General features: G+C 67.4%; 18 protein-coding genes. 5 read left to right on the top strand and 13 right to left on the bottom strand.

Annotation, left to right across the window (positions count from 1 at the left end):
* Positions 1-15: 15 nt before the first annotated feature.
* Positions 16-1,314, top strand: coding sequence for a lipid IV(A) 3-deoxy-D-manno-octulosonic acid transferase (waaA, locus tag AC06FB_RS12220; RefSeq protein WP_478053736.1), 1,299 nt, complete (start codon positions 16-18; stop codon positions 1,312-1,314).
* A 214-nt stretch (positions 1,315-1,528) separates the two neighbouring features.
* Positions 1,529-2,719: an amino acid transporter gene (locus tag AC06FB_RS12215; RefSeq protein WP_478053735.1), complete on the top strand. Its 1,191-nt coding sequence runs from the start codon at positions 1,529-1,531 to the stop codon at positions 2,717-2,719.
* A 69-nt stretch (positions 2,720-2,788) separates the two neighbouring features.
* Here AC06FB_RS12215 and AC06FB_RS12210 read toward each other — a convergent pair whose 3' ends face one another.
* From AC06FB_RS12210 to AC06FB_RS12200, 3 genes are all read right to left on the bottom strand, one after another.
* A complete protein-coding gene (locus AC06FB_RS12210) occupies positions 2,789-4,147 on the bottom strand; it encodes a TolC family outer membrane protein (protein ID WP_065175111.1) in 1,359 nt (452 codons plus the stop codon).
* 16 nt (positions 4,148-4,163) lie between these two features.
* Entirely contained in the window at positions 4,164-4,811 is a 648-nt protein-coding gene (locus tag AC06FB_RS12205; RefSeq protein WP_053520104.1) for a protein-L-isoaspartate O-methyltransferase family protein, read from the bottom strand.
* 140 nt (positions 4,812-4,951) lie between these two features.
* On the bottom strand, positions 4,952-5,629 hold the full coding sequence (locus tag AC06FB_RS12200) for a TetR/AcrR family transcriptional regulator (protein ID WP_065175109.1): 678 nt from the start codon (positions 5,627-5,629) through the stop codon (positions 4,952-4,954).
* A 114-nt stretch (positions 5,630-5,743) separates the two neighbouring features.
* On the opposite strand from AC06FB_RS12200, the gene AC06FB_RS12195 reads away from it, so the two are divergent.
* Both AC06FB_RS12195 and AC06FB_RS12190 read left to right on the top strand, forming a co-directional pair.
* On the top strand, positions 5,744-6,874 hold the full coding sequence (locus AC06FB_RS12195; RefSeq protein WP_478053734.1) for an efflux RND transporter periplasmic adaptor subunit: 1,131 nt from the start codon (positions 5,744-5,746) through the stop codon (positions 6,872-6,874).
* Between the two features lie 4 nt (positions 6,875-6,878).
* Positions 6,879-10,040, top strand: a complete 3,162-nt coding sequence (locus AC06FB_RS12190; protein WP_197571666.1) for an efflux RND transporter permease subunit — start codon at positions 6,879-6,881, stop codon at positions 10,038-10,040.
* 174 nt (positions 10,041-10,214) lie between these two features.
* Here AC06FB_RS12190 and AC06FB_RS12185 read toward each other — a convergent pair whose 3' ends face one another.
* A complete protein-coding gene (locus AC06FB_RS12185) occupies positions 10,215-11,120 on the bottom strand; it encodes a LysR family transcriptional regulator (protein WP_053520100.1) in 906 nt (301 codons plus the stop codon).
* Between the two features lie 117 nt (positions 11,121-11,237).
* Here AC06FB_RS12185 and AC06FB_RS12180 point away from each other — a divergent pair, with 117 nt between their 5' ends.
* The gene (locus AC06FB_RS12180; protein ID WP_053520099.1) at positions 11,238-12,011 is read left to right on the top strand and encodes an SDR family oxidoreductase; all 774 of its coding nucleotides are present in this window, start codon (positions 11,238-11,240) and stop codon (positions 12,009-12,011) included.
* A gap of 112 nt (positions 12,012-12,123) precedes the next feature.
* On the opposite strand, the gene leuB is transcribed toward AC06FB_RS12180, so the two are convergent.
* The 9 genes from leuB to ilvC form a co-directional block, all read right to left on the bottom strand.
* Positions 12,124-13,185, bottom strand: a complete 1,062-nt coding sequence (gene leuB, locus AC06FB_RS12175) for a 3-isopropylmalate dehydrogenase (RefSeq protein WP_065175105.1) — start codon at positions 13,183-13,185, stop codon at positions 12,124-12,126.
* Positions 13,175-13,753, bottom strand: coding sequence for a 3-isopropylmalate dehydratase small subunit (leuD, locus tag AC06FB_RS12170; RefSeq protein WP_053520097.1), 579 nt, complete (start codon positions 13,751-13,753; stop codon positions 13,175-13,177). The genes leuB and leuD overlap by 11 nt, the downstream gene beginning before the upstream one ends.
* Positions 13,753-15,171, bottom strand: coding sequence for a 3-isopropylmalate dehydratase large subunit (gene leuC / locus AC06FB_RS12165; protein ID WP_065181714.1), 1,419 nt, complete (start codon positions 15,169-15,171; stop codon positions 13,753-13,755). Before leuC ends, leuD begins: the two co-directional genes overlap by 1 nt.
* 60 nt (positions 15,172-15,231) lie before the next feature.
* The gene (locus AC06FB_RS12160) at positions 15,232-16,008 is read right to left on the bottom strand and encodes a class I SAM-dependent methyltransferase (RefSeq protein ID WP_111186152.1); all 777 of its coding nucleotides are present in this window, start codon (positions 16,006-16,008) and stop codon (positions 15,232-15,234) included.
* 10 nt (positions 16,009-16,018) lie between these two features.
* Complete coding sequence (locus AC06FB_RS12155) at positions 16,019-17,605, bottom strand: 2-isopropylmalate synthase (protein WP_346480374.1); 1,587 nt, start codon at positions 17,603-17,605, stop codon at positions 16,019-16,021.
* Complete coding sequence (locus AC06FB_RS12150; protein ID WP_053520293.1) at positions 17,602-18,693, bottom strand: threonine dehydratase; 1,092 nt, start codon at positions 18,691-18,693, stop codon at positions 17,602-17,604. The genes AC06FB_RS12155 and AC06FB_RS12150 overlap by 4 nt, the downstream gene beginning before the upstream one ends.
* A gap of 96 nt (positions 18,694-18,789) precedes the next feature.
* Positions 18,790-19,053: an ACT domain-containing protein gene (locus tag AC06FB_RS12145; RefSeq protein ID WP_053520294.1), complete on the bottom strand. Its 264-nt coding sequence runs from the start codon at positions 19,051-19,053 to the stop codon at positions 18,790-18,792.
* Positions 19,037-20,773, bottom strand: a complete 1,737-nt coding sequence (gene ilvG / locus AC06FB_RS12140; protein WP_111186805.1) for an acetolactate synthase 2 catalytic subunit — start codon at positions 20,771-20,773, stop codon at positions 19,037-19,039. The genes AC06FB_RS12145 and ilvG overlap by 17 nt, the downstream gene beginning before the upstream one ends.
* 37 nt (positions 20,774-20,810) lie before the next feature.
* Positions 20,811-21,785, bottom strand: coding sequence for a ketol-acid reductoisomerase (gene ilvC, locus AC06FB_RS12135; protein WP_053520296.1), 975 nt, complete (start codon positions 21,783-21,785; stop codon positions 20,811-20,813).
* Positions 21,786-22,241 lie beyond the last annotated feature (456 nt).

Raw genomic sequence — 22,241 nt, 5'->3', positions numbered from 1 at the left:
CCGTATCCTTGCCGCATGCGCAAAGACCCTGTCGAATGGATCCTGCGCGGCCTGTATTCGGTCGTGCTCTACATCCTGCTGCCGATCACCGTGTACCACCTGGTCTGGCGCGGCTTCCGGGTCCGTGAGTATTTCCGCCGCTGGGACGAGCGCTACGCCTCCTATCCCCAGCCCAGCGGCCAGCCACGGGTCTGGCTGCATGCGGTCTCGGTGGGCGAGGTCAACGCCGCCGCGCCGCTGGTCAACGCCCTGCGCCAGCAGCGCCCGGATATCCGCTGGGTCATCACCACCATCACTCCCACCGGCTCCGAGCGCGTGCGCGCGCTGTGGGGCGATGCGCTGGACCACGTCTACCTGCCGTATGACGTGCCCGGCAGCGTCAACCGTTTCCTCGGCCACTTCCAGCCCAGCCTGGCGCTGATCCTGGAAACCGAGCTGTGGCCGAACATGCTGTTCGGCTGCCGTGACCGCGACATTCCGGTCTATATCCTCAATGCCCGCCTGTCGGCCCGCTCGCTGCGTGGCTACCGGCTGCTGGCCGCGCTGATCCGCCGCGCGCTGCGCACGGTGACATGCGTGGCGGCCCAGTCGCAGGACGACGCAGAGCGCTTCGTGCAGCTGGGGGCGGCGCCTGACCAGGTGCAGGCACTGGGCAACCTCAAGTTCGACATCGCCACGCCGGACGTGCAGGCCTTCATCGAACACTTCCACGCACGGGTGCCGGCCACGCGACCGGTCTGGATCGCGGCCAGTACCCATGATGGCGAAGAGCAGGCGGTGATCGATCTGCACCGGCGCCTGCGCCAGCACCATCCGGACCTGCTGCTGCTGTGGGCACCCCGGCATCCCGAGCGCTTCCCGAAGGTGGAGGCGCTGGCGCGCGAGCAGGGCTGGAACGTGGCGACCCGCCGTGCGCAGCAGTGGCCGTCCGCCGATACCGATGCCTTCATCATCGACACCCTGGGCGAACTGATGCCGTTCTATGGCTGTGCGCAGGTTGCCTTCGTCGGCGGCAGCCTGCAGCCGATCGGTGGCCACAACCTGCTGGAACCGGCGGCGATGGGCACTGCCGCGGTGACCGGTCCGCACCTGCACAATTTCTCGGAGATCTCGCGGCGCATGCGCGAGGCCGGTGCGCTGTTGATCGGCGAAGACGTGCAGGCGGTCGGCGGTCTGCTGCAGCACCTGCTCGAGGATCCGCAGGCCCGCGAGGACATGGCGCACGCCGGATGCACGCTGGTCAGCAATGGGCGCGGCGCGCTGCAGCGGACGCTGGCGCTGGTGGCCCCGCACCTGCCACCGCCCCGCGGCTGAGCCGCACGCGGCGCGCTCGCCGCCGTACTGTCGCGATCAACTGGATTAAGCTTGCTTGACGGCCATCGTTCTGTCGCCGCAGGACCGATTGCCGACGCCGCAACGTGCCTCGGATCACACCTCGCGGCATGCAGATGCAAATTGACTATCGATTGCCAACACAGGCTGCCAGCCTGATGTCGACCGTGCTTGGACGGCATCAAGGGAGCTTGAGATGAGCGGCAGCGATGGCCATCGGCTTGGAATGGATCATCTGGGCGTGATCCTGATGACGTTGCTGCTCGGTGGCAGTGTCATCGCACGGGTCGGTCAGTACACGGCGGCGCAGGCGGGGCCGGCCGTCGTTCTCAGTCTGCTGCTCGCAGCCCTCGGTGCGGCGCTGGTGCTGGCATGCCTGTACAGGGTGGTGACGCAGGCGGATATGGCCGATGGCCTGCATGGCCTGCTGGTGGCCGGCTGGGGGCGGTCGATTGCCCGCGTACTGTGCCTGGCGTTGTTGCTGGAGTGCACGGCGACGCTGGCGGGTGCGGCGCAGTCCGGGGCTGGCCATCTGCATGCGGCACTGGCGGCGGCGGGCGCATCCAGCGCCGGTACGCTGCCGGTGCAGGTGACGGCCGCTGCAGGCCTGCTGCTGTTGGGAGCCACCACGCTGATGCGACCGGCGCGGACGGTGCTGCTGGTGTGCGCGCTGTTGACCGTGAAGATCGGCATCGGCGTGCTGCTGCTGGCGCTGGCGGCCCGGTATGTGCACTACGCGCACTGGATCCCATGGGTTCCCCCCGCCACTGCACCGTATCGCTTCGGCCTGGGAGGCGTGCTCGCTGCGGCTGTGCCGCTGCTGGGCATCTTTGCCAGCGCCGGCCTGGCACTGGGTGTTCCCGGGTTGCCTGTTGGCGGGCTGGCGCGACGCCCACTGACGATGCTCATGGTGCTCGTCGCGGCGACGCTGATGCTGATCGCGCTGGCCGCACTGCAGGCGGGCCTGGTCGACTATCCAGCGCTGGCCAGCAGCCGGCCCTTGATGGTTGCGCTGCGAAGCCATCCCCAGTTGTCCTGGATGTTGCCGTGGCTGCCGCTGGCAGGCTATGCAGGGTTGGCGGCGCTGCAGCTGGTGCTGCTGATGCTGGCGACGCGGCTGGCGCTGCCGCTGTGGCCGCTTGGAAACGAGGGCGACCCACCGGCGGCGTGCGTGGCGACCGTGGCGATCATCCTGTTGGCGACCCTGCTGGCGCTGTGGCTGCCGGCCGGCGTCTTGCCGACGATGCCGGGGCCGGTGGGACTGCTGGTGGTGGCCGCCTTGTGCCTGGGAGGACTTCAGCGGCGCAGGGAGGTGACGCGCTCGCCTGCCGACGCCGTGCTGGGCATGGCGGCAGCAGCGTTGTGCCTGCTGCCGCTCCTGCGCTAGATCACATCGCCGCGGCACAAACAGAAAAGCCACCCGGTCGGGTGGCTTTCCGTCAACGCGGGTGACGACTTACTGCGTGGTCGTGGCGGGATTGCCCGCGTCCTGGGTCAGCAGGCGATTGATGTCCTGCAGTTCGGCCACGTCCAGCGCGCCCAGCGACTGGCTCAGCAGCAGGCGGTTCTGCAGGAAGGTGTAGCGGGCCTGCGCGTAGTCCAGCTGTGCCGAGAACAGGATGCGCTGGTTCTGGATCACGTCCAGCACCGTGCGGGTACCCACTTCCAGGCCGACCTGCGAGGCGTCGTACGCGCTCTGTGCCGAGACGACGGCCAGGCGGCGTGCTTCCACCTCGCTGATGCCCTGCACCAGGGTCTGGTAGGCATTGCGGGTGTTGCGATCCAGCGCGCGCTTCTGCTGTTCGTAGCCATCCTGGGCGATGTCACGCTGGGCCAGCGCCTGGCGCACGCCGGACTGGGTGGCGCCGCCGGCGAAGATCGGCACGCTGAGGGTCAGGCCGATGCTGTTGGTGCGCGCATCCGGGGACAGCGAACCCGAACCGGTGCTGTCGCCCCAGGTCGCGGTCTTGCCCCAGCTGCCGCCCAGCGACAGCGTCGGGTAGTGGGCGCCACGGGCGGCCTGCACGCCGGCCTCGGCCGCGCTGACCTTCAGCTCCTGCGCCTTCAGCGACGGGTTCTGGCTGGTCGCCTGCTGCACCAGTTCATCGATGTTGCCGCGGTTGGCCGGCACTTCGGGACGGAAGTCGGCCGGCAGCCCCTTGAGGTTCAGCACCGGCTGGCCGGTAAGTTCGGTCAGCGCCTGGTAGTTATCGGCCAGGGTGTTCTGCGCGACGATGGTGTTGGCGCGCGCCTGGTCATACTGCGCGCGCGCTTCGTGCACGTCGGTGATCGGCGCCAGGCCCACTTCCAGGCGCTTGTCGGCGAAGTCGAACTGCTTCTTCGCGGCCGCTTCGTTGGTCTGTGCGGCATTCAGCGATTCGATCGCCACCAGCACGTTGAAGTAGGCCGCCGAGGTGCGGACGATCAGGCTGTCGTTGGCCGAATCCAGGGTGAAGTCAGCCGCCTTGCTCAGTTCGCGCTGCGAGCGCAGGTTGTTGATCTGCGTCCAGTTGAACAGGGTCTGCGAACCGTCGATCGTGTAGTTGCGGCGCTTGCTGCTGACCGTGCCGGTATTGGCATCGGCGTTGGCTTCGCTGCGTGTGCGGTTCAGCGTGGCCTGGCCGTTGATCTGCGGAAGCAGGGCAGCGCGCGCCTGCACGGCGCCTTCCTTGTCGTACAGCCGGGTGGATTCGGCGGCCGACAGCTGCGGATCGCCGTTGCGCGCCATCTCGTAGACCTGCAACAGGTCAGCGGCATGGGCAGACAACGGCAGCAGGGCAGTGGCCAGCGCAACAGCGAGGGATCGGCGGATCATTGCGGCTTCCTTGGACTCAGAGGTGGAACTGGGGTGCCGGGGCGGCACCGCGCAGGTAATCGATATCGGTCTCGAACAGGGATTCGGTGCTGCCATCGGCCTTGATCAGAAGCGCTTCCATCGCCGGCGAACGGCCCTGGATCACGAACAGGCGACCACCCGGACGCAGCCACGAGGCGAACTGTGACGGCACCACGTTGACAGCACCAGTGACACAGATCACGTCAAAGCGACGTTCGGTCTGCCACGCCAGCGCGTCAGCCACTTCCACCCGGACGTTGGTACCCAGGCCGGAGGCATCCAGCCGCGCGCGCGCGGCGGTCGCCAGTTCCGGGTCGATCTCCAGGCTCAGCACGTCGCGCGCCAGCGCGCCGATGCAGGCGGCCAGGAAGCCGCTGCCCGTGCCGATCTCCAGCACTTCGTCACCCGGTTGCAGGTCCAGCGCCTGCAGGGTACGGCCCTCGATGACGGGCTTCATCATCTTCTGGCCATTGCCGATCGGCAGTTCAACATCGGCGTAGGCCAGTGCCCGGTGCGCGTCGGCGACAAAGGCCTCGCGCGGCAGGCGGGCCAGGACGTCGAGCACCTTGATGTCCAGCACGTCCCAGGGACGGATCTGCTGTTCCACCATCAGTTCGCGGGCGTGGGCGTAATCAATCGTCATGAGGTTCAAATCCAGCGCAGTGGGCCGGCCATTTTACCGGTGCCGGAGGCCGGCGGCGCGCCCAGAGCATCCGCTGCCGGGGGGCCGGGGTCGCAGTGCCGGAAGTCATCGCGACCACCGGTTCGTTCAGCTTTGCCGTTTCAGCCGGTTCCGGCTCCTCCGGGCGCATAGGCGCGCAGGAAGAAGTCGACGCTGGCCGCCACGTGGGTGACAGGATCGATCTCCACCGATGACAGTGGCATGCCGCACATCATATGCATGTGCACTTCACCCTTGACCAGGGTCAGGAACTGCTGCCCGGCCAGGTGATGGTCGGGAATCTGCAGCTCGCCCCGCTCGCTGCGCGAGCGCAGGAAGTCGGCCAGCGCCTCGCAGGTGCGCTCGGGCCCGGCCTGCCAGAACAGCTCACGCAGGCGTTCGTCGGTCTCCGGGGCCATCATCACCCGTTGGATCGAGATCGCCGCGTCGGAGGTGATCAGCTTGAAGAAGGCCAGGCCGATCCCGATCAGCTGGTCTCGCAGTGGCCCTTCGGCGTCGGCCACGAACAGCGCATCCGGCAGCATCTCGATGCATTTGGACTGCACCGCCTCGGAGAACAGGGTCTCCTTGTCGCCGAAATGGCTGTACACCGTCAGCTTCGACACGCCCGCCTGGGCAGCGATGCTGTCCATGCTCACACCGGTATAGCCCTGTTCGATGAACAGGGTCTTGGCCGCCTCGAGGATCGCCGCGCGCTTGCCAAGATCCTTGGGACGCCCGGGTCCGGCGGCCTTGGCAGCAGGCTTGGCCGACGGCTTGCGGGAAGTGGAAGAACTCATTGCGGTAATACTAGACCAAGCGGTTCGATATTTATACTATACCGGCCAGTTTACTAAATTGGGCCGGACGTTGCGGCTCCCCTGCTGAACTCAGTGTTGTCAGGACGTTGACCGATGAAGATCGTGCGCTGGATGGGCGGTATCGTGTGGGTGGCTGCGCTGGCAGCCTGTTCGGGACAGGAGCAGGCGCCACCGGCGGCCGTGCCGGTGCTGGTGGTGCATCCCGGCGAGCAGGTCGGGCAGGCGCCGGCGGCGTTTCCCGGTACGGTCCGGGCACGCCAGGAGAGCCCGCTGTCGTTCCGCGTCGGCGGCAACCTGGTCAAGCGCCATGTGGACGCCGGCCAACGGGTGAAGAAGGGCGATGTGCTGGCCGAGCTGGATGTCGCCGACTTCGCCCTGCAGGCGCGCGCCTCGCAGGCGCAGCTGGCCGCGGCCGAAGCCGATCTGGTACGCGCCCGCGACGATCTCAAGCGCTACCAGGTGCTGGCCGACCAGCAGCTGGTCAGCCGCTCGCAGCTGGATCAGCAATCTGCCGCGTTCAAGGCCGCGCAGGGCCAGGCCAACGCGGCCCGGGCCAACCTGGACGTGCTGCGCAACCAGGCCGGCTACGCCCAGCTGCGTGCGCCGGCCGATGGTGTGATCGCCAGCCGTGAGGCGGAAGCCGGGCAGGTGGTGGCCGCGGGCCAGACCATCTTCAACCTGGCCGCAGACGGTGGCCGCGAAGTGCTGATCGACCTGCCGGAAGCCACCATCCGCGACTACGCGGTAGGCCAGCCGGTGGAAGTGGAGTTGTGGAACCGCCCGGGGCAGCGCCTGCCCGGCACGATCCGCGAGATCGCCGCCGCCGCCGATCCGCAGGCGCGGACCTACGCAACCCGGGTCAGCCTGCCCGCCGATGTACTGGCCGATGTCGAGCTGGGGCAGAGCGCGCGCGTGTTCAGCAGCGCCGGCCGCCACGGCACCCTGCAGCTGCCGATGGCCGCTCTCCAGCGCGGTGCAGGTGGCGCAACCAGTGTGTGGGTGGTGGACCCGGCCAGCAGCACGTTGAAATCGGTCACCGTCAGCACGGGCGCCTATGGCATCGACGCCGTGCCGGTGCTGTCCGGAGTGGACGCCGACGACTGGGTGGTGGCTGCGGGCGGCCATCTGCTGCGATCCGGCCAGCAGGTCGTGGCGGTGGACCGGCAGAATCGCCCGGTGCTGAAGCCCGCAGCGCCGGCTGCCGCACCGAAGGCGAAGGAGTAAGCCTGTGCGCCGTTTCAATCTATCCGAATGGGCGCTGGGCAACCGCGCGCTGGTGCTGTTCGCCATGCTCGCCTTCGCCCTCATCGGCGCCTGGTCGTACAAGCATCTGGGCCAGTCCGAGGATCCGCCGTTCACCTTCAAGGTGATGGTGGTACGCACGATGTGGCCGGGCGCGACCGCCGAGCAGGTCTCGCGCCAGGTGACCGAGCCGATCGAGAAGGCGCTGCTCAACACCGGGCAGTACGAGTTCATCCGCTCCTACTCGCGCCCGGGCGAGTCGCAGGTGATCTTCGCGGCCAAGGACAGCCTGCGCTCCAAGGCCATTCCGGACCTGTGGTACCAGGTGCGCAAACGCGTGGGCGACATCAAGCCGAACCTGCCGCGCGAAATCGTCGGTCCGTTCTTCAACGATGAGTTCGGCGACACCTTCGGCAACATCTACGCGCTGACCGGGCAGGGCTTTGACTACGCCGTGATGCGTGACTACGCCGATCGCATCCAGCTGGAACTGCAGCGGGTGCCGGACGTGGGCAAGATCGAGCTGCAGGGCCTGCAGGACGAGAAGGTCTGGATCGAGCTGTCCAACACCAAGCTGGCCACGCTGGGCGTGTCGCTGCAGCAGGTGCAGCAGGCGCTGGCCGACCAGAACGCGATCAGCGCCACCAGCTTCTTCGAGACCCCGACCGATCGCGTGCAGCTGCGCGTGACCGGCCAGTTCCAGAGCATCGATGACATCCGGCGCTTCCCGATCCAGGCCGGCGACCGCACCGTGCACCTGGGCGATATCGCCGAGATCAAGCGCGGCTTCGCCGATCCGGCGTCGCCGAAGATGCGCTTCATGGGTGAGGATGCGATCGGCATTGCGGTCGCGATGAAGGACGGTGGCGACATCCTGAAGCTGGGCTCCACGCTGGATGCCGAGTTCGAGCGCCTGCAGAAGACGCTGCCGGCGGGCATGCACCTGCGCAAGGTCTCCGACCAGCCGCATGCGGTGGAAGAGTCGGTGGGTGAGTTCGTGCAGGTGCTGACCGAAGCGGTGGTGATCGTGCTGCTGGTGAGCTTCTTCTCGCTGGGCCTGCGCACGGGCCTGGTGGTGGGCGTGACCATTCCGCTGGTGCTGGCGATGACCTTCTTCGTCATGCACTACTTCGATATCGGCCTGCACAAGATCTCGCTGGGCGCGCTGGTGCTGGCGCTGGGCCTGCTGGTGGACGATGCGATCATCGCGGTGGAGATGATGGCCACCAAGATGGAACAGGGCTACGACCGCCTGCGCGCGGCCAGCTTCGCCTGGGAATCCACGGCGTTCCCGATGCTCACCGGTACGCTGATCACGGCGGCAGGTTTCCTGCCGATCGCCACAGCGGCGTCAAGCACCGGTGAGTACACCCGTTCGCTGTTCCAGGTGGTGACCATCGCACTGGTGGTGTCATGGATTGCGGCGGTGCTGTTCATTCCATACCTGGGTGACAAGATGCTGCCGGATCTGTTCAATCCGCAGCTGCCCAAGCCGGACAGCCTGGCCGGTCGCTGGCGTGCGAAGCGCCTGGCCTGGGCCGATCGCCATCCGGCGCTGCTGCGCTGGGTCGCACCGAAGGAGCATGCACACGACCACGATCCGTACCAGCGGCCGTTCTACACGCGTTTCCGCCGTTTCCTGGACATGTGCCTGCGCCACCGCTGGTGGGTAATCGCAGCAACGGTGGCCCTGTTCGTGTTCTCGTTGCTGATGTTCCGCTTCGTGCCGCAGCAGTTCTTCCCGGATTCGACCCGCCCGGAACTGATGGTGGATATAGAACTGGCTGAAGGCGCGTCGCTGCAGGCCACGCAGGCGCAGGCCAGCAAGCTGGAAAAGCTGCTGAAGGGCCGTGAGGGCATCGCCAACTACGTGGCCTATGTGGGTACCGGTTCGCCGCGCTTCTACCTGCCGCTGGACCAGCAGCTGCCGGCGACCAACTTCTCGCAGTTCGTGGTGCTCACCGAAGACGCCAAGGCGCGCGAGGCCACGCGCGACTGGCTGCTGAAGGACGTGATCCCGCAGTTCCCGGATGTGCAGATGCGCGTGACGCGGCTGGAGAACGGTCCGCCGGTGGGCTACCCGGTGCAGCTGCGGATCTCCGGCGAGCACATCGAGCAGGTGCAGGCGATCGCACGCCAGGTACAGGACAAGGTGCGGGAGAACCCGCATGTGATGAACGTGAACCTGGACTGGAGCGAGCCGAGCAAGGTCGTGCGGCTGGTGCTGGACCAGGACCGTGCGCGCGCGCTGGGCGTGAGCAGTGCGCAGGTGAGCCAGCTGCTGGGCACTTCGCTGTCGGGCATGAGCGTGAGCACCTATCGCGAGGGCAACCGCCTGATCGAGATGCTGCTGCGGGGTCCGGAGAACGAGCGCGTGCAGCTGGGCATGCTGGGCAGCCTGGCCATTCCCACAGCCAATGGCACGTCGGTGACGCTCTCGCAGGTGGCGCGCCTGGAGTACGTGTTCGAGGACGGCATCATCTGGCATCGCAACCGCCTGCCGACCGTGACCGTGCGTGCCGATATCAGCGACGGCAGCCAGGCGCTGGACGTGGTGCAGCAGATCCTGCCGACGCTGGATGGCATCCGCGCTGCACTGCCGAGCGGTTACCTGCTGGAAACCGGCGGAACGGTGGAGGATTCGGCACGTGGCCAGGACTCGATCAAGGCAGGCATGCCGTTGTTCCTGATCGTGGTCGCAACGCTGCTGATGCTGCAGCTGCGCAGCTTCTCGCGTGCCGCGATGGTGCTGGTGACGGCACCGCTGGGCATCATCGGCGCGACCTTGTTCCTGCTGCTGTTCCGTGCACCGTTCGGGTTCGTGGCGCTGCTGGGCACGATCGCGCTGGCCGGCATGATCATGCGCAACTCGGTGATCCTGATCGACCAGATCCAGCAGGACATCGATGCCGGGCATGATCGCTGGCATGCGATCATCGACGCGACGGTACGGCGTTTCCGCCCGATCGTGCTGACCGCCCTGGCGGCGGTGCTGGCGATGATTCCGCTGTCGCGCAGCGCGTTCTATGGCTCGATGGCGATTTCGATCATGGGCGGGTTGATCGTGGGTACCGTGCTGACCCTGGTGTTCCTGCCGGCGCTGTATGCGGCGTGGTTCCGGGTGAAGCCGGATGAATCCGGGGCGTAATGCCCCCGGGTTCCAGGACCACCGCCTCTGGCAGGTGCCAACCCTGGTTGGCACGGCTCTGCTCGCGGGATCTGCTTTCTGTAGAGCCGAGCCATGCTCGGCTGCTCTTTGCGCGATGATGGGATGAGTCGAGCATGGCTCGACTCTACAGAAGCATCCACGCATGGCGTGGATCTACTGCAGTTGCAGGCCGCTCCGCAGCAGTGGCACCAGCCACTCCAGGAATACGTGCACGCGCTGTGCCCGATGCTGCCGATGCGGTTGCAGCAGGGTCACCGGCAACGGTTGTGCGACGTGCCGTGGCATCACTTCCACCAACGTGCCGGACTGCAGCTCGTCCTGCACGTCATAGCGCGGAATCTGCAGCAGTCCCAGTCCGGCCACGCAGCAGGCGATCGAGGCTTCGGCGCTGTTCACCCGCACCCAACCCTGCATGGGCAGCGTGCGCAGCTGGGTTCCGTCCTGCCATTCCCACGGTTCCACCCGCGCGGTCGTCGGCGAGGCGTAGTTCACCGCCCGGTGCTGCTGCAGGTCCGTCGGTTGCTGCGGGACGCCGTACGCGCGCAGGTAGGACGGCGCGGCCACGTTGACGAAGTCCAGCGTGCCCAGCGTGCGCGAAACCAGGCTGGAATCGCCCAGCTGGCCGACCCTCAACACCGCATCGCAGCCTTCCTCGATCAGGTTCACTGCGCGGTCGGTCATGCCCAGATCCACCTCCACCTGCGGGTAACGGGCGAAGAAGTCAGGCAGCGCCGGCGCCACGATGCGCCTGCCGATGCGGCTGGGTACGTCGATCCTCAGCAGGCCGACCGGCTGCGCGTCCTCCTGGCGGAACAGCGATTCGGCATCTTCGACCTCGGCGATCAGGCGCAGGCAGCGGGCGTGGAACACATCGCCATCGTGGGTGGTGGAGACGCGTCGCGTCGAGCGTTGCAACAGGCGCGTACCCAGCCGCTGCTCCAGTTCGGCGACCGCCGCCGATACCGTGGAACGGGGCAGTCCGAGCTGGTCGGCGGCGCGGGTGAAGCTGGCGCACTCCACCACCCGGCTGAAGATGCGGAAGCGGTCGATCCGATCCATTGTTCGCTCGATCTGGAAAGTTAAGTCAATGTTGCGGGCTTTATCCGCATTTTCCGCACGATATCGTCATTGGGGCAGGGTTGCCATCCCGGACAGCCCCACTCCGAGACCGAAGCCATGACCGACCACTCCCTCAAGGGCAAGACCGTGCTGATCGCAGGCGGTGCCAAGAACCTCGGTGGCCTGCTCGCCCGCGATTTCGCCGCCCACGGCGCCGGGGCCATCGTCATCCATTACAACAGCGACGCCAGCCAGGCCGACGCCGAAGCGACCGTCGCGGCGGTCCAGGCTGCGGGCAGCAAGGCCGTGGCCCTGCAGGGCGACCTGACCTCCGCTGCCGCCATGGAGCGCCTGTTCGCCGACGCTGTCGCAGCCGTCGGCCGTCCCGATGTCGCCATCAATACCGTCGGCAAGGTCCTGAAGAAGCCGCTGCTGGAGATCAGCGAAGCGGAGTACGACGAGATGAGCGCGGTGAATGCCAAGGCGGCGTTCTTCTTCCTCAAGGAGGCCGGCCGTCACGTCAATGATGGTGGCCGCATCTGCACCCTGGTGACGTCGCTGCTGGGCGCCTACACGCCGTTCTACTCCAGCTATGCAGGTACCAAGGCGCCGGTGGAGCACTTCACCCGCGCGGCATCGAAGGAGTTCGGCGAGCGGGGCATCTCGGTGACCGCGATCGGTCCCGGGCCGATGGACACGCCGTTCTTCTATCCTGCCGAGAGTGCCGATGCGCAGGCGTATCACAAGACCGCGGCGGCGCTGTCCGCGTTCACCCGCACCGGTCTGACCGACATTGCCGATATCGTGCCGTGGATCCGTTTTCTGGTCACCGACGGCTGGTGGATGACCGGGCAGACGGTGCTGGTCAACGGTGGCTACACCACCAAATAACCGGGCCACGCCGGGCGCGGCTCCACCGCACTGCACCTGTGGCGCCGGGCCATGCCCGGCTCATGCAACAGCCATCGGGCATGGCTCGACGCTACAGGTGCCGCCCGGCGGGTCAGCCCAGCTTCGCCAGCACGGCGTCGGTCGCCGCCGCCGTGCTCACGGCCTGGCCCTTTGCAGCCAGATCAGCAGTGAACACGCCATCATCCAGCACCGCGTGCACGGCCGCCTCCACAGCCGCCGCTTCGGCATCCAGGCCCAGCGAGTGGCGCAGCAGCATGGCCGCGCTGAGGATCGTCGCGTAGGGGTTGGCGATGCCCTTGCCGGCGATGTCCGGTGCCGAACCGTGGATCGGCTCGTAGATGCCGACCGCACCCGGTTCTCCCAGTGATGCCGACGGCAGCAGGCCCAGTGAGCCGGCCAGCATCGAGGCCTCGTCGGTGAGGATGTCGCCGAACATGTTTTCGGTCACGATCACGTCGTATTCGCGTGGCTTGGCCAGCAGGTGCATCGCCATCGAATCGACCAGCTGGTGTTCCAGCGCGACGTCCGGGAACTCCTCGCGGCCGATGCGGGCGGCGACGTCGCGCCACAGGCGGGACGTCTCCAGCACGTTGGCCTTGTCCACCGAGGTCACCTTGCCTCGGCGCTGCTGTGCCAGGCGGAACGCGCTGCGCAGCACGCGCTCGATTTCGGCCACGGTGTAGCGGCAGAGGTCGCTGGCGCTGTCGGCATCGCGGGTCTTGTCGCCGAAGTAGATGCCGCCGGTCAGTTCGCGTACCACCACGAAGTCCACGCCCTTGAGCAGTTCGGCCTTGATCGGCGATGCCCCCAGGGCGGCATCATGGGTACGCACCGGCCGCAGGTTGGCGTACAGGCCCAGCGCCTTGCGGATCGCCAGCAGGCCCTGCTCGGGGCGCACCTTGGCGTTCGGGTCGGACCACTTCGGTCCACCCACTGCACCCAGCAGCACGGCATTCGCGGCCTGGCATGCGGCGAGGGTGGCGGCGGGCAGGGGCTCGCCATGGCGATCGATGGCGATGCCACCGATATCGTGCTCGCTGAACGTGAAGGTGTGGTTGAAGCGTTCGCCGATGGCTTTCAGGACCGCAACCGCAGCGGCGGCCACTTCCGGGCCGATGCCATCACCGGGGAGTACAACGATCTCAGCGTGCATGCTCACTCTCGTAACGTTCGATGTCAGGGACGCGGCCCAGCAGATAACCCAGTTGATCGACGCCTTCCAGCAGACAGGTCTGCGAGAAGCCATCCAGCGGGAAGGAGTAGACCCGGCCATCCGGCGTACGCAGCTCGCGTGCCGCCACGTCGATGGTCAGTTCGTCGTCGGGGCGCTGCATCAGCGCCTGAACGTCGGCTTCGTCCAGGACAATCGGCAGCAGGCCGTTCTTCAGTGAGTTGCCACGGAAGATGTCGGCGATCTCGCTGCTGACGATGGCGCGCAGGCCCAGGTCGGTCAGCGCCCACGGCGCGTGCTCGCGCGAGGAACCACAGCCGAAGTTGCGGCCCGCCAGCAGGATGCTGCGGCCGGCGTTGTGCGGCTGGTTGAAGGCGAAATCGGCCACCGGCGAACCGTCGGACTGCCAGCGCCAGTCATTGAACGCGTTGCGGCCCAGTCCGGCACGCTCGGTGGTGGACAGGAACCGGGCCGGAATGATCTGGTCGGTGTCGATGTTGGTCTGGCGCAGCACGACGCTGGACGAGGTCAAGGTGCGGAAACCGGCCATTACGCCACCTCCTGCGCGAACAGTTCGCGGGTATCGGCCACGTGGCCCTTCACCGCCGCCCAGGCGGCGCTCATCGGCGAGGCCAGCAGTGTGCGCGAGCCCGGCCCCTGGCGGCCCTCGAAATTGCGGTTGCTGGTACTCACTGCCAGTTGGCCGGGGGCGACCAGATCACCATTCATGGCGATGCACATCGAGCAGCCCGGCTCGCGCCATTCGGCACCGGCTGCACGCACGATCTCATCGATGCCCTCCGCTTCGGCCTGGCGCTTGACGATCTCCGAGCCCGGTACCACCAGCATGCGCACGCGCTCGGCGACGCGGCGGCCACGCAGCACCTGTGCCACTTCGCGCATGTCGCTGAGGCGGCCGTTGGTGCACGAACCGACGAACACGACATCGACCGGCGTGCCGGCCAGTGCCTGGCCGGCCTGGAAGTGCATGTAGTCCAGGCCCTTCTGCGCGGCGGCGTCGTTGGCCGCAGGAATCGGCACATCGACCGCGATGGCGGTGCCGGGATGCGTGCCCCAGGTCAAGGTCGGACGGATGTCGGCTGCATCGATGTGGACTTCGCTGTCGAAGCGCGCGCCTTCATCGCTGCGCAGTTCCTGCCAACGGGCCACGGCCGCCTCGAAATCGGCGCCCTTGGGGCCGCGTGGCGTGTTGGCGACGAAATCGAAGGTGACCTGGTCCGGTGCCACCATGCCCGCGCGCGCGCCGGCCTCGATGGACATGTTGCACAAGGTCATGCGCTGCTCCATGTCCATCGCTTCGATGGTGCTGCCACGGAACTCGATCACATGGCCGGTGCCGCCGTTGACGCCGATCACACCGATGATGTGCAGGACCACGTCCTTCGCGCCGACGCCCGGCGCCAGGGGACCGTCGACCGTGATTGCCAGCGTCTTCGCCTTCCGCTGCAGCAGGCACTGTGTTGCCAGCACATGACCCACTTCGCTGGTGCCGATGCCGAAGGCCAGCGAGCCGAACGCACCATGGGTGGAGGTATGGCTGTCGCCGCAGACGATGGTCATGCCGGGCTGGGTGAAACCCTGCTCGGGCGCGATGACATGGACGATGCCCCGGTTGTCCGAGCTCATGTCGAACAGTTCGATGCCGTGCTCGCTGCAGTTGCGCGCAAGCGTGGCGACCTGCGCCTCGGAGGCGGCGCTGGCGTACGGCAGCCGGCCGTCGGCGGTGGCCGGCAGGGTCGGCGTGGAATGATCCATCGTCGCCTTGGTGCGGTCCGGCCGGCGTGGGCGGAGACCGCGTTCGCGCAGCTCGGTGAACGCCTGCGGCGAGGTCACCTCGTGGATCAGGTGCAGGTCGATGTACAGCACCGCAGGGGCGCTGTCGGATTCGGGAACGACCACGTGGGCGTCCCACAGTTTGTCGTACAGGGTGCGGGGTGCGGAGGTCATGCGGTTGCCTGGCAGAAGTACGATTGAACGAACATCGGGAAATAACGGGAAAGGGTCAAGTCAACGGCGGCGCGCGAGTACGCGCAGGCGCACGTAGTCAGCCAGCGGCTGGCCCGCCGCGTTGCGGGGCAGGTCGGCCAGCAGGGCCGCGGCGGCCTCGCGAACGGTGGCACGGGCCTCGACCGGCAGGTCGTCCAGCAGCGGGGCGGCGAACACCCGCAGCCATCCTGCCACGCCGGTCGGCAGTGCGGTGGGGCGCGGCAGGCATTCGATCAGCTGCACCTGGAAGCCGTGCTGGCGCAGGCGGTCGGCATAGGCGTCGGCGGTCGGGAAATACCACTGGAAACCGCTGGCGCCATGGCCATGCGCAGCACGTGCGGCCTGCACCGCGGCGATGATGGTCGCCACGTTGCCATGGCCACCGAACTCGGCCACGAAGCGGCCGCCGGGACGCAGTGCACGGCGCACGCCTTCCAGCACGGCGTCGGGGTGGCGCATCCAATGCAGCGCGGCGTTGCTGAACACCGCGTCGAACGCGCTGTCGAAGGACAGGGCATGGCCGTCCATCACCTGCGCATCGACGCCGCGCGCGCGCGCGGCGATCACCAGTTCCGGCGACGCGTCCACGCCGTGGATGCGTGCACCGCTCAACGCCAATTCACTGCTGAGCACCCCATCGCCACAGCCCAGATCGAGGATGTGCTCACCGGCGCGCGGGTCGAGCAGGCGCGACACCGCGCCGCCGAGCAGCGGCACGAAGCCGGCATCGATCGCATAGTCCTGGGCGTTCCACTGCTGGCCCGCCGTAGCGGACGTGGTCGTGTCGAAGGCGCTCATGTCAGGTTTCTCAGGCGGTGGCAGGGGTGGCGGTTTCGCTGACGCTGCTGGCAGCAGCCTGGCGTTGGCGCAGCAGCCGGTTGGCAACGTCCAGCCAGGCCAGCGCGGAGGCTTCGATGATGTCCTTGCTGGTGCCGGTGCCGTCGTATTCGATGCCGTCGTGGCGCACGCTCAGGTTGGCCTCGCCGCGTGCATCGGCACCGATGCCGACGCTGTGCACGTGATAGCTGTCGAGCATCAGCTGCACGCCGGTGGCGGCCGACAACGCGCCGAACAGCGCATCCACCGGGCCATCGCCCTGCGCGGTCTCGGCCACGCGGTTGCCGTCCGGGTCGGACAGCTCGACCAGTGCATTGGCGCGACTGCCGACATCGCTGATGGTCATCGAGGCCAGGCGATAGCCCTGTGCATTGGCGCCGCCCTGCATCAAGGTCTGCAGATCGGCATCGGTGACCACCCGCTGCTGCTCGCACAGGCCCTTGAACTGTTCGAACACCAGCTTCAGCTCTTCTTCGTCCAGCCAGAAGCCCAGTGCACGCAGGCGCGCTTCGACGGCGGCACGGCCACTGTGGCGGCCCAGCACCATCTGCGAATCCTCCCAGCCCACGTCTTCCGGGCGCATGATTTCGTAGGTGCCGCGATGGCGCAGCATGCCATGCTGGTGGATGCCCGATTCATGGGCAAAGGCATTGGCGCCGACGATGGCCTTGTTGCGCTGCACCGGCATGCCGACCAGGCGCTGCAGCAGCTGCGAGGTGCCGACGATGCGCGGGGTGTTGATCGCGGTGTCCTGCTCGTAGAAGGCCTGGCGCACCTTCAGCGCCATCGCGATTTCTTCCAGTGAGCAGTTGCCGGCGCGTTCACCGATGCCGTTGACGGTGCACTCGACCTGGCGGGCGCCGCCCTCGATGGCGGCCAGGGAGTTGGCCACAGCCAGTCCCAGGTCGTTGTGGCAGTGCGCGCTGAAGATCACGTTGGCGGCATTGGGCACGTCGGCCACGCCGGCAATGACCTGCTGGAACATCGCGCGGATTTCCTCCGGCGTGGTGAAGCCGACGGTGTCGGGCAGGTTGATGGTGGTGGCGCCGGCGGCGATGGCCACGCGCGAGACCTCGATCAGGTAGTCCAGCTCGGTGCGGGTGGCATCTTCGGCCGAGAATTCGACATCGTCGATGTAGGAACGGGCCAGCGATACATGCTTGCGTACCGACTCCAGCACCTGCTCGCGGGTCATCCGCAGCTTGTGCTCGCGGTGCAGCGGGCTGGTCGACAGGAACACGTGCAGGCGCGGGTTGGCCGCGGCTTCCAGGGCACGTGCCGAGGTCTCGATATCGGTCTGCAGGCAGCGCGACAGCACGGCCAGGCTCAGGCCCGAACGGCGCAGTTCGCGGCCGATCAGGGCCATCGCTTCGCGGTCGGACTGCGAGCTGGCCGGGAAGCCGGTCTCGATGATGTCCACGCCCAGTTCGTCCAGCGCACGCGCCATCACCAGCTTCTGCGGTGGGCTCATGCTGCAGCCGGGGGACTGCTCGCCGTCACGCAGGGTGGTGTCGAAGATGCGGATGCGCGGGGTGGTAATTCGTTCGATGGTGGTCACAGGGAGATCTCCTCGACAACAGGTGCAACGGCGTGCAGGGGGGAAGGGGGGGCAGCGGTGGTGGGCGTGACGCCGGTCCGTGCCGGCGGGCGGGGCGTCTCGGCGCGACGCCGGCGCGGCTTGCGCGGCGGGCGTGGGCGGATGTCGGTCAGCAGGCCGGCCAGCACGCCGGCATCGATGTTGCCGCCGGAGACCACGGCGCACTTGCGGCGCCCGGCGATGCGTCGACCAGCAGCCAGTGCCAGCGCGCCCGCGCCTTCGGCGATGATGTGTTCTTCCAGTGCCAGCCGCACCAGCGTTTCACGCAGTTCGGCCTCGCGCACGATCACCACGTCGTCCAGCAGCGAACTGCACAGGCGACGGGTCAGGAAGCCGGGGATCTTCACCCGCACGCCATCGGCCAGCGATGCCACCGGGGCGATCTCGCGGACATCGCCGTGGATCGCACGGGCCATCGAGTCCACGCCTTCCACCTGCGCACCAATCACGCGCACGCCCTGCGACTTGAGCGCCAGGGCGACGCCGGCGGCCAGGCCGCCACCGCCGATCGGTACGATCACCACGTCCGGCGCGTGCGCGGCCAGCTCGATGCCGACCGTCCCCTGGCCGGCGATCACGTCGGCGTCGTCGAAGGCGGACAGGAAGCGATAGCCATGACGCTGCGCCAGTTCGACGGCGAAGGCGCAGGCCTCGTCATAACTGTTGCCGTGCTGGCGTACGGTGGCACCCCAATGGGCGACACCGGCGATCTTGGTTGCCGGTGCACCGTGCGGCATCACGGTGATCGCGGGGACATCCAGCCGGTAGGCGGCCCAGGCAACGCCCTGGGCGTGATTGCCTGCCGAGGCGCAGATCACCGGGCGGCTGTCACCGCGCTCGCGGCCGGCCAGCAGGGCGTTCAACGCTCCGCGCACCTTGTAGGAGCCGGTCCGCTGCAGATTCTCCAGCTTCAGCCAGGTGCCGAAGCGTTCGGCATGGTGCAGTGGCGTGGGCGGCAGGAAGCGGCGCAGGCGCGCCTGCGCGGCCAGGACATCGGCGACGCTTACGTCGCCGACATCACTTTCCTTGCTGGTATCAGCGGCCGGCATGGGCCACCGGTGCGGTGTGCGCGACCACCGCATGCGGGTACGGGCGGCGAAGAAGACGCCTCCGTACCGGCACCGTGGTCACAACGGTACGGGTGTTCATTGCGATACTCCTTCGATGCTGCTGTCTACCGGCGTCAGCTCCACCGATACGCAGTCGTAGATCTTTTCGATCTGCCGGCACAGCGTCTCCGCCGGTCGCTGGCCGTCCACGACCAGCTGCAGGTGCCAGCGTCCGTCATCGGCGGCGTCCGGAGCACCGCTGATCGAACGCGGCGCGAAGCCACGGCGCTCGGCCATGCCGATCACGCGCAGCAGCGCGCCTTCGGCCGGCTGCAGCACCAGGTCAAGCCGGTATTGCATTGGGAGTCTCCTGGCGGGCATGGGCTGGATTGCTTTCCAGCATGGTGCTGTTGGCGGTGTTCGGCGGCACCAGCGGCCACACGTTGGCGCGGGCGTCGATGGCCACGTGCAGCAGCGCCGGGCCCGGCTCGGCCAGCAGCGCGGCCAGGCCACCTTCGACGTCATCGCGCGAATCGATGCGGCTGGCGGCGATGCCGAACACCTGGGCCAGGGCGACGAAATCCGGGTTGTCGGACAGATCGATCTCGCTGTAGCGCTCGGCGAAGAACAGCTCCTGCCACTGCCGGACCATGCCCAGCGAGCTGTTGTCCAGCAGCACGATCTTCACCGGCAGGCGGCACCGGGCGATGGTCGCCAGCTCCTGCACGTTCATCATGAAGCTGCCATCGCCGGACACCAGCACCACGGTGCGCTCCGGGCAGGCAAACTGCGCGCCCATCGCCGCCGGCAGGCCGAAGCCCATCGTGCCCAGCGCGCCGCTGGTCAGATGGTTGCGCGGATGATTGAAGCGACAATGCTGGGCCACCCACATCTGGTGCTGGCCGACGTCGCAGGCAATCACCGTGTCGGCGGGTGCCAGTTCGCTCAGGCGCTTCAGCAGCGCCGGTGCGTAGATGTGCTGCCCTGGCGCGTCGTAGCGGGCGGCGAAGCGGTCGCGATGCTGCGCACAGCGGCTGCGCCATGCGTCCTGATGGGCCCTGGGGGAGGGGAAGGCCGCATGCAGGGCACGGATGGCGTGGCCGACATTGCCGGGCACGGCGACGTCGGCGCTGCGCAGCTTGGAGATCTCGTACGCATCGGCATCGATATGGACCACGCGCGCGAACGGAGCGAACTCCGCCAGCTTGCCGGTGGCGCGATCATCGAACCGTGCGCCCAGCACCAGCAGCAGATCGCTTTCCTGCACCGCCATGTTGGCAGCGCGGGTGCCGTGCATGCCCAGCATGCCCAGCGACTGCGGATGGTGTGCCGGCAGAGCACCCAGTCCACGCAGGGTCATCACTGTGGGAATGCCACTGGCCTCGACGAAATCGCGCAGGTCCTGCACTGCATCGCCCAGTGCGATGCCACCGCCGGCATACACCACCGGCTTCTCCGCCGCCGCCAGCGCTGCGATGGCGGCGGCAATGGCGTCGTCGGTGGCTGCCGGCGGTGGTTCGACGCTGCTCGGCACATGCACCGGCAGGTGACTGGCATCGGCCACCTGCACGTCCTTGGGCAGGTCGATCAGCACCGGGCCGGGACGTCCTTCGCGGGCAATGCGGAAGGCATCGGCGACCACGCGGGGCAGGTCATCGACGCTGCGTACCAGCCAGCTGTGCTTGACGATCGGCATGGTCAGGCCGAACACATCCAGCTCCTGGAAGGCGTCGGTACCCAGCAGGGGCGTGCCGACCTGGCCGGTGATGCAGACCATCGGCACCGAGTCCAGCATCGCATCGGCGATACCGGTGACCAGGTTCGATGCGCCGGGGCCGGAGGTGGCCACGCAGACGCCCACTTGGCCGCTGGCGCGTGCGAAACCGTTGGCGGCCAGCGCCGCGCCCTGCTCGTGCCGCACCAGGATGTGCTTCAACGACGAATCCACCAGCGCGTCGTAGAACGGCATGATGGTGCCGCCGGGATAGCCGAACAGCGTGCGGACGCCTTCGGCCTCCAGTGCCTGGGTCAGCCAGCGCGCCCCGTTGGGTGGCGCGCTGCGGTGTGTGGAAGAGTTCATGGGGGACCTTGCAAGCGGGTGGGGGAGGGCCGCGTGGTTACGCGGCCTGTCCTTGCAACCAGACCATCTTGGCGCGCAGTTCCTTGCCTACCTTCTCGATCGGATGCTCCAGGTCGGCCTGCTTGAACCGGTTGTAGTTCGGCAGGCCCGCTTCGTACTCGGCCACCCAGTTCTTGGTGAAGGTGCCGTCCTGGATGTCCTTCAGTACTTCCTTCATGCGCTCCTTGGTGCCGGCATCGATCACCCGCGGGCCGCTGACGTAGTCGCCGTACTGCGCGGTTTCGGAGATGAATTCCAGCATGCGCGAGATGCCGCCTTCGTAGAACAGGTCCACGATCAGCTTCAGTTCGTGCAGCACTTCGTAATAGGCGATCTCGGGCTGGTAGCCGGCTTCCACCAGGGTCTCGAAACCGGCCTGTACCAGCGCGGAGGCGCCACCGCACAGCACCGCCTGCTCACCGAACAGGTCGGTCTCGGTTTCTTCCTTGAAGGTGGTCTGGATCAGATTGGCGCGGGCGCCACCGAGACCGGTCGCATAGGCCTGCGCATGCTGCGCGGCCTGGCCGCTGGTGTCCTGGTAGACCGCCCAGATGCACGGAACGCCACGGCCGATCTCGTACTCGCGACGCACCAGCGCGCCCGGGCCCTTCGGTGCGACCAGGACCACGTCCAGGTCGGCGCGCGGCTCGATCATGCCGTAGTGGACATTGAGGCCGTGGGCGAACAGCAGGCACGCGCCCTGCTTCATGTTGGGCGCCAGCACGTCGTTGTAGAGCTTTTTCTGCACCATGTCCGGAGTCAGCACGGCGACCAGGTCGGCATCCTTCACCGCATCGGCGGGAGCCACGACGGTGAAGCCATCGGCCTGGGCCTTGGCTTCGGTCGGGCCGCCCGGCCGCAGGCCTACCACCACATCGAAGCCGGATTCGCGCAGGTTCAGTGCGTGGGCGCGGCCCTGGCTGCCGTAGCCGATGACGGCGATCTTGGTCTGGGGCAGGTCGTTGGTGCTCATGGGGGAGGTTCCTTGCGGTGGGAAGAAAAAAGAACGGCCGGTCGTCGAAGCGACGTACCGGCCGGTCAGGGGAAAGCGGTGGAGGAGGGGCCGCGCATCGCACAGGAACGGCCGCCACGAGGCATCGTGGTGCAGCGGGTCCGGGTTTTGCAGAAGGCGGTGGTCATGGTGGTTGCGTCTGAAACCAGGTCTTGAAATGAAAAAACCCGCACCTGGGCGGGTGCGGGTTTTTGATCGAGTTCCGGTGTGTTCTATCTGCTTACACGCTGGCTCGTCCCGCACCTGTTGGTTGGGTAATAAGTACGAGCACAAGAATCGAACGCAGCGACGCGGCGCCGATGTCGGCGGCTTCGATGTGGGTTCGCGGTGGTGTGTTGTGTTGCAGCATGTGATCGAGAGAAACACAGCTGTTTTGACGATGTCAACCCTTGTCGGGGTGATTCCAGGCACTTTCCG

It is taken from the genome of Stenotrophomonas sp. Steno-C15 (assembly GCF_056393265.1).
Note: the sequence above shows the minus strand (reverse complement) of the source record. Positions and strands in the feature narration are given on the sequence as shown.

Excerpts from the sequence above, each read along its gene's own strand:
- AC06FB_RS12195 (WP_478053734.1), top strand. The coding sequence starts at position 5,744 with ATGAAGATCGTGCGCTGGATGGGCGGTATCGTGTGGGTGGCTGCGCTG.
- AC06FB_RS12210 (WP_065175111.1), bottom strand. The coding sequence starts at position 4,147 with ATGATCCGCCGATCCCTCGCTGTTGCGCTGGCCACTGCCCTGCTGCCG.
- ilvC (WP_053520296.1), bottom strand. The coding sequence starts at position 21,785 with ATGAGCACCAACGACCTGCCCCAGACCAAGATCGCCGTCATCGGCTAC.
- waaA (WP_478053736.1), top strand. The coding sequence starts at position 16 with ATGCGCAAAGACCCTGTCGAATGGATCCTGCGCGGCCTGTATTCGGTC.
- leuD (WP_053520097.1), bottom strand. The coding sequence starts at position 13,753 with ATGGCCGGTTTCCGCACCTTGACCTCGTCCAGCGTCGTGCTGCGCCAG.
- AC06FB_RS12205 (WP_053520104.1), bottom strand. The coding sequence starts at position 4,811 with ATGACGATTGATTACGCCCACGCCCGCGAACTGATGGTGGAACAGCAG.
- AC06FB_RS12200 (WP_065175109.1), bottom strand. The coding sequence starts at position 5,629 with ATGAGTTCTTCCACTTCCCGCAAGCCGTCGGCCAAGCCTGCTGCCAAG.
- AC06FB_RS12150 (WP_053520293.1), bottom strand. The coding sequence starts at position 18,693 with ATGCCGGCCGCTGATACCAGCAAGGAAAGTGATGTCGGCGACGTAAGC.
- AC06FB_RS12215 (WP_478053735.1), top strand. The coding sequence starts at position 1,529 with ATGAGCGGCAGCGATGGCCATCGGCTTGGAATGGATCATCTGGGCGTG.
- AC06FB_RS12145 (WP_053520294.1), bottom strand. The coding sequence starts at position 19,053 with ATGCAATACCGGCTTGACCTGGTGCTGCAGCCGGCCGAAGGCGCGCTG.
- AC06FB_RS12185 (WP_053520100.1), bottom strand. The coding sequence starts at position 11,120 with ATGGATCGGATCGACCGCTTCCGCATCTTCAGCCGGGTGGTGGAGTGC.
- leuC (WP_065181714.1), bottom strand. The coding sequence starts at position 15,171 with ATGACCTCCGCACCCCGCACCCTGTACGACAAACTGTGGGACGCCCAC.
- leuB (WP_065175105.1), bottom strand. The coding sequence starts at position 13,185 with ATGCACGCTGAGATCGTTGTACTCCCCGGTGATGGCATCGGCCCGGAA.
- AC06FB_RS12180 (WP_053520099.1), top strand. The coding sequence starts at position 11,238 with ATGACCGACCACTCCCTCAAGGGCAAGACCGTGCTGATCGCAGGCGGT.
- AC06FB_RS12160 (WP_111186152.1), bottom strand. The coding sequence starts at position 16,008 with ATGAGCGCCTTCGACACGACCACGTCCGCTACGGCGGGCCAGCAGTGG.
- ilvG (WP_111186805.1), bottom strand. The coding sequence starts at position 20,773 with ATGAACTCTTCCACACACCGCAGCGCGCCACCCAACGGGGCGCGCTGG.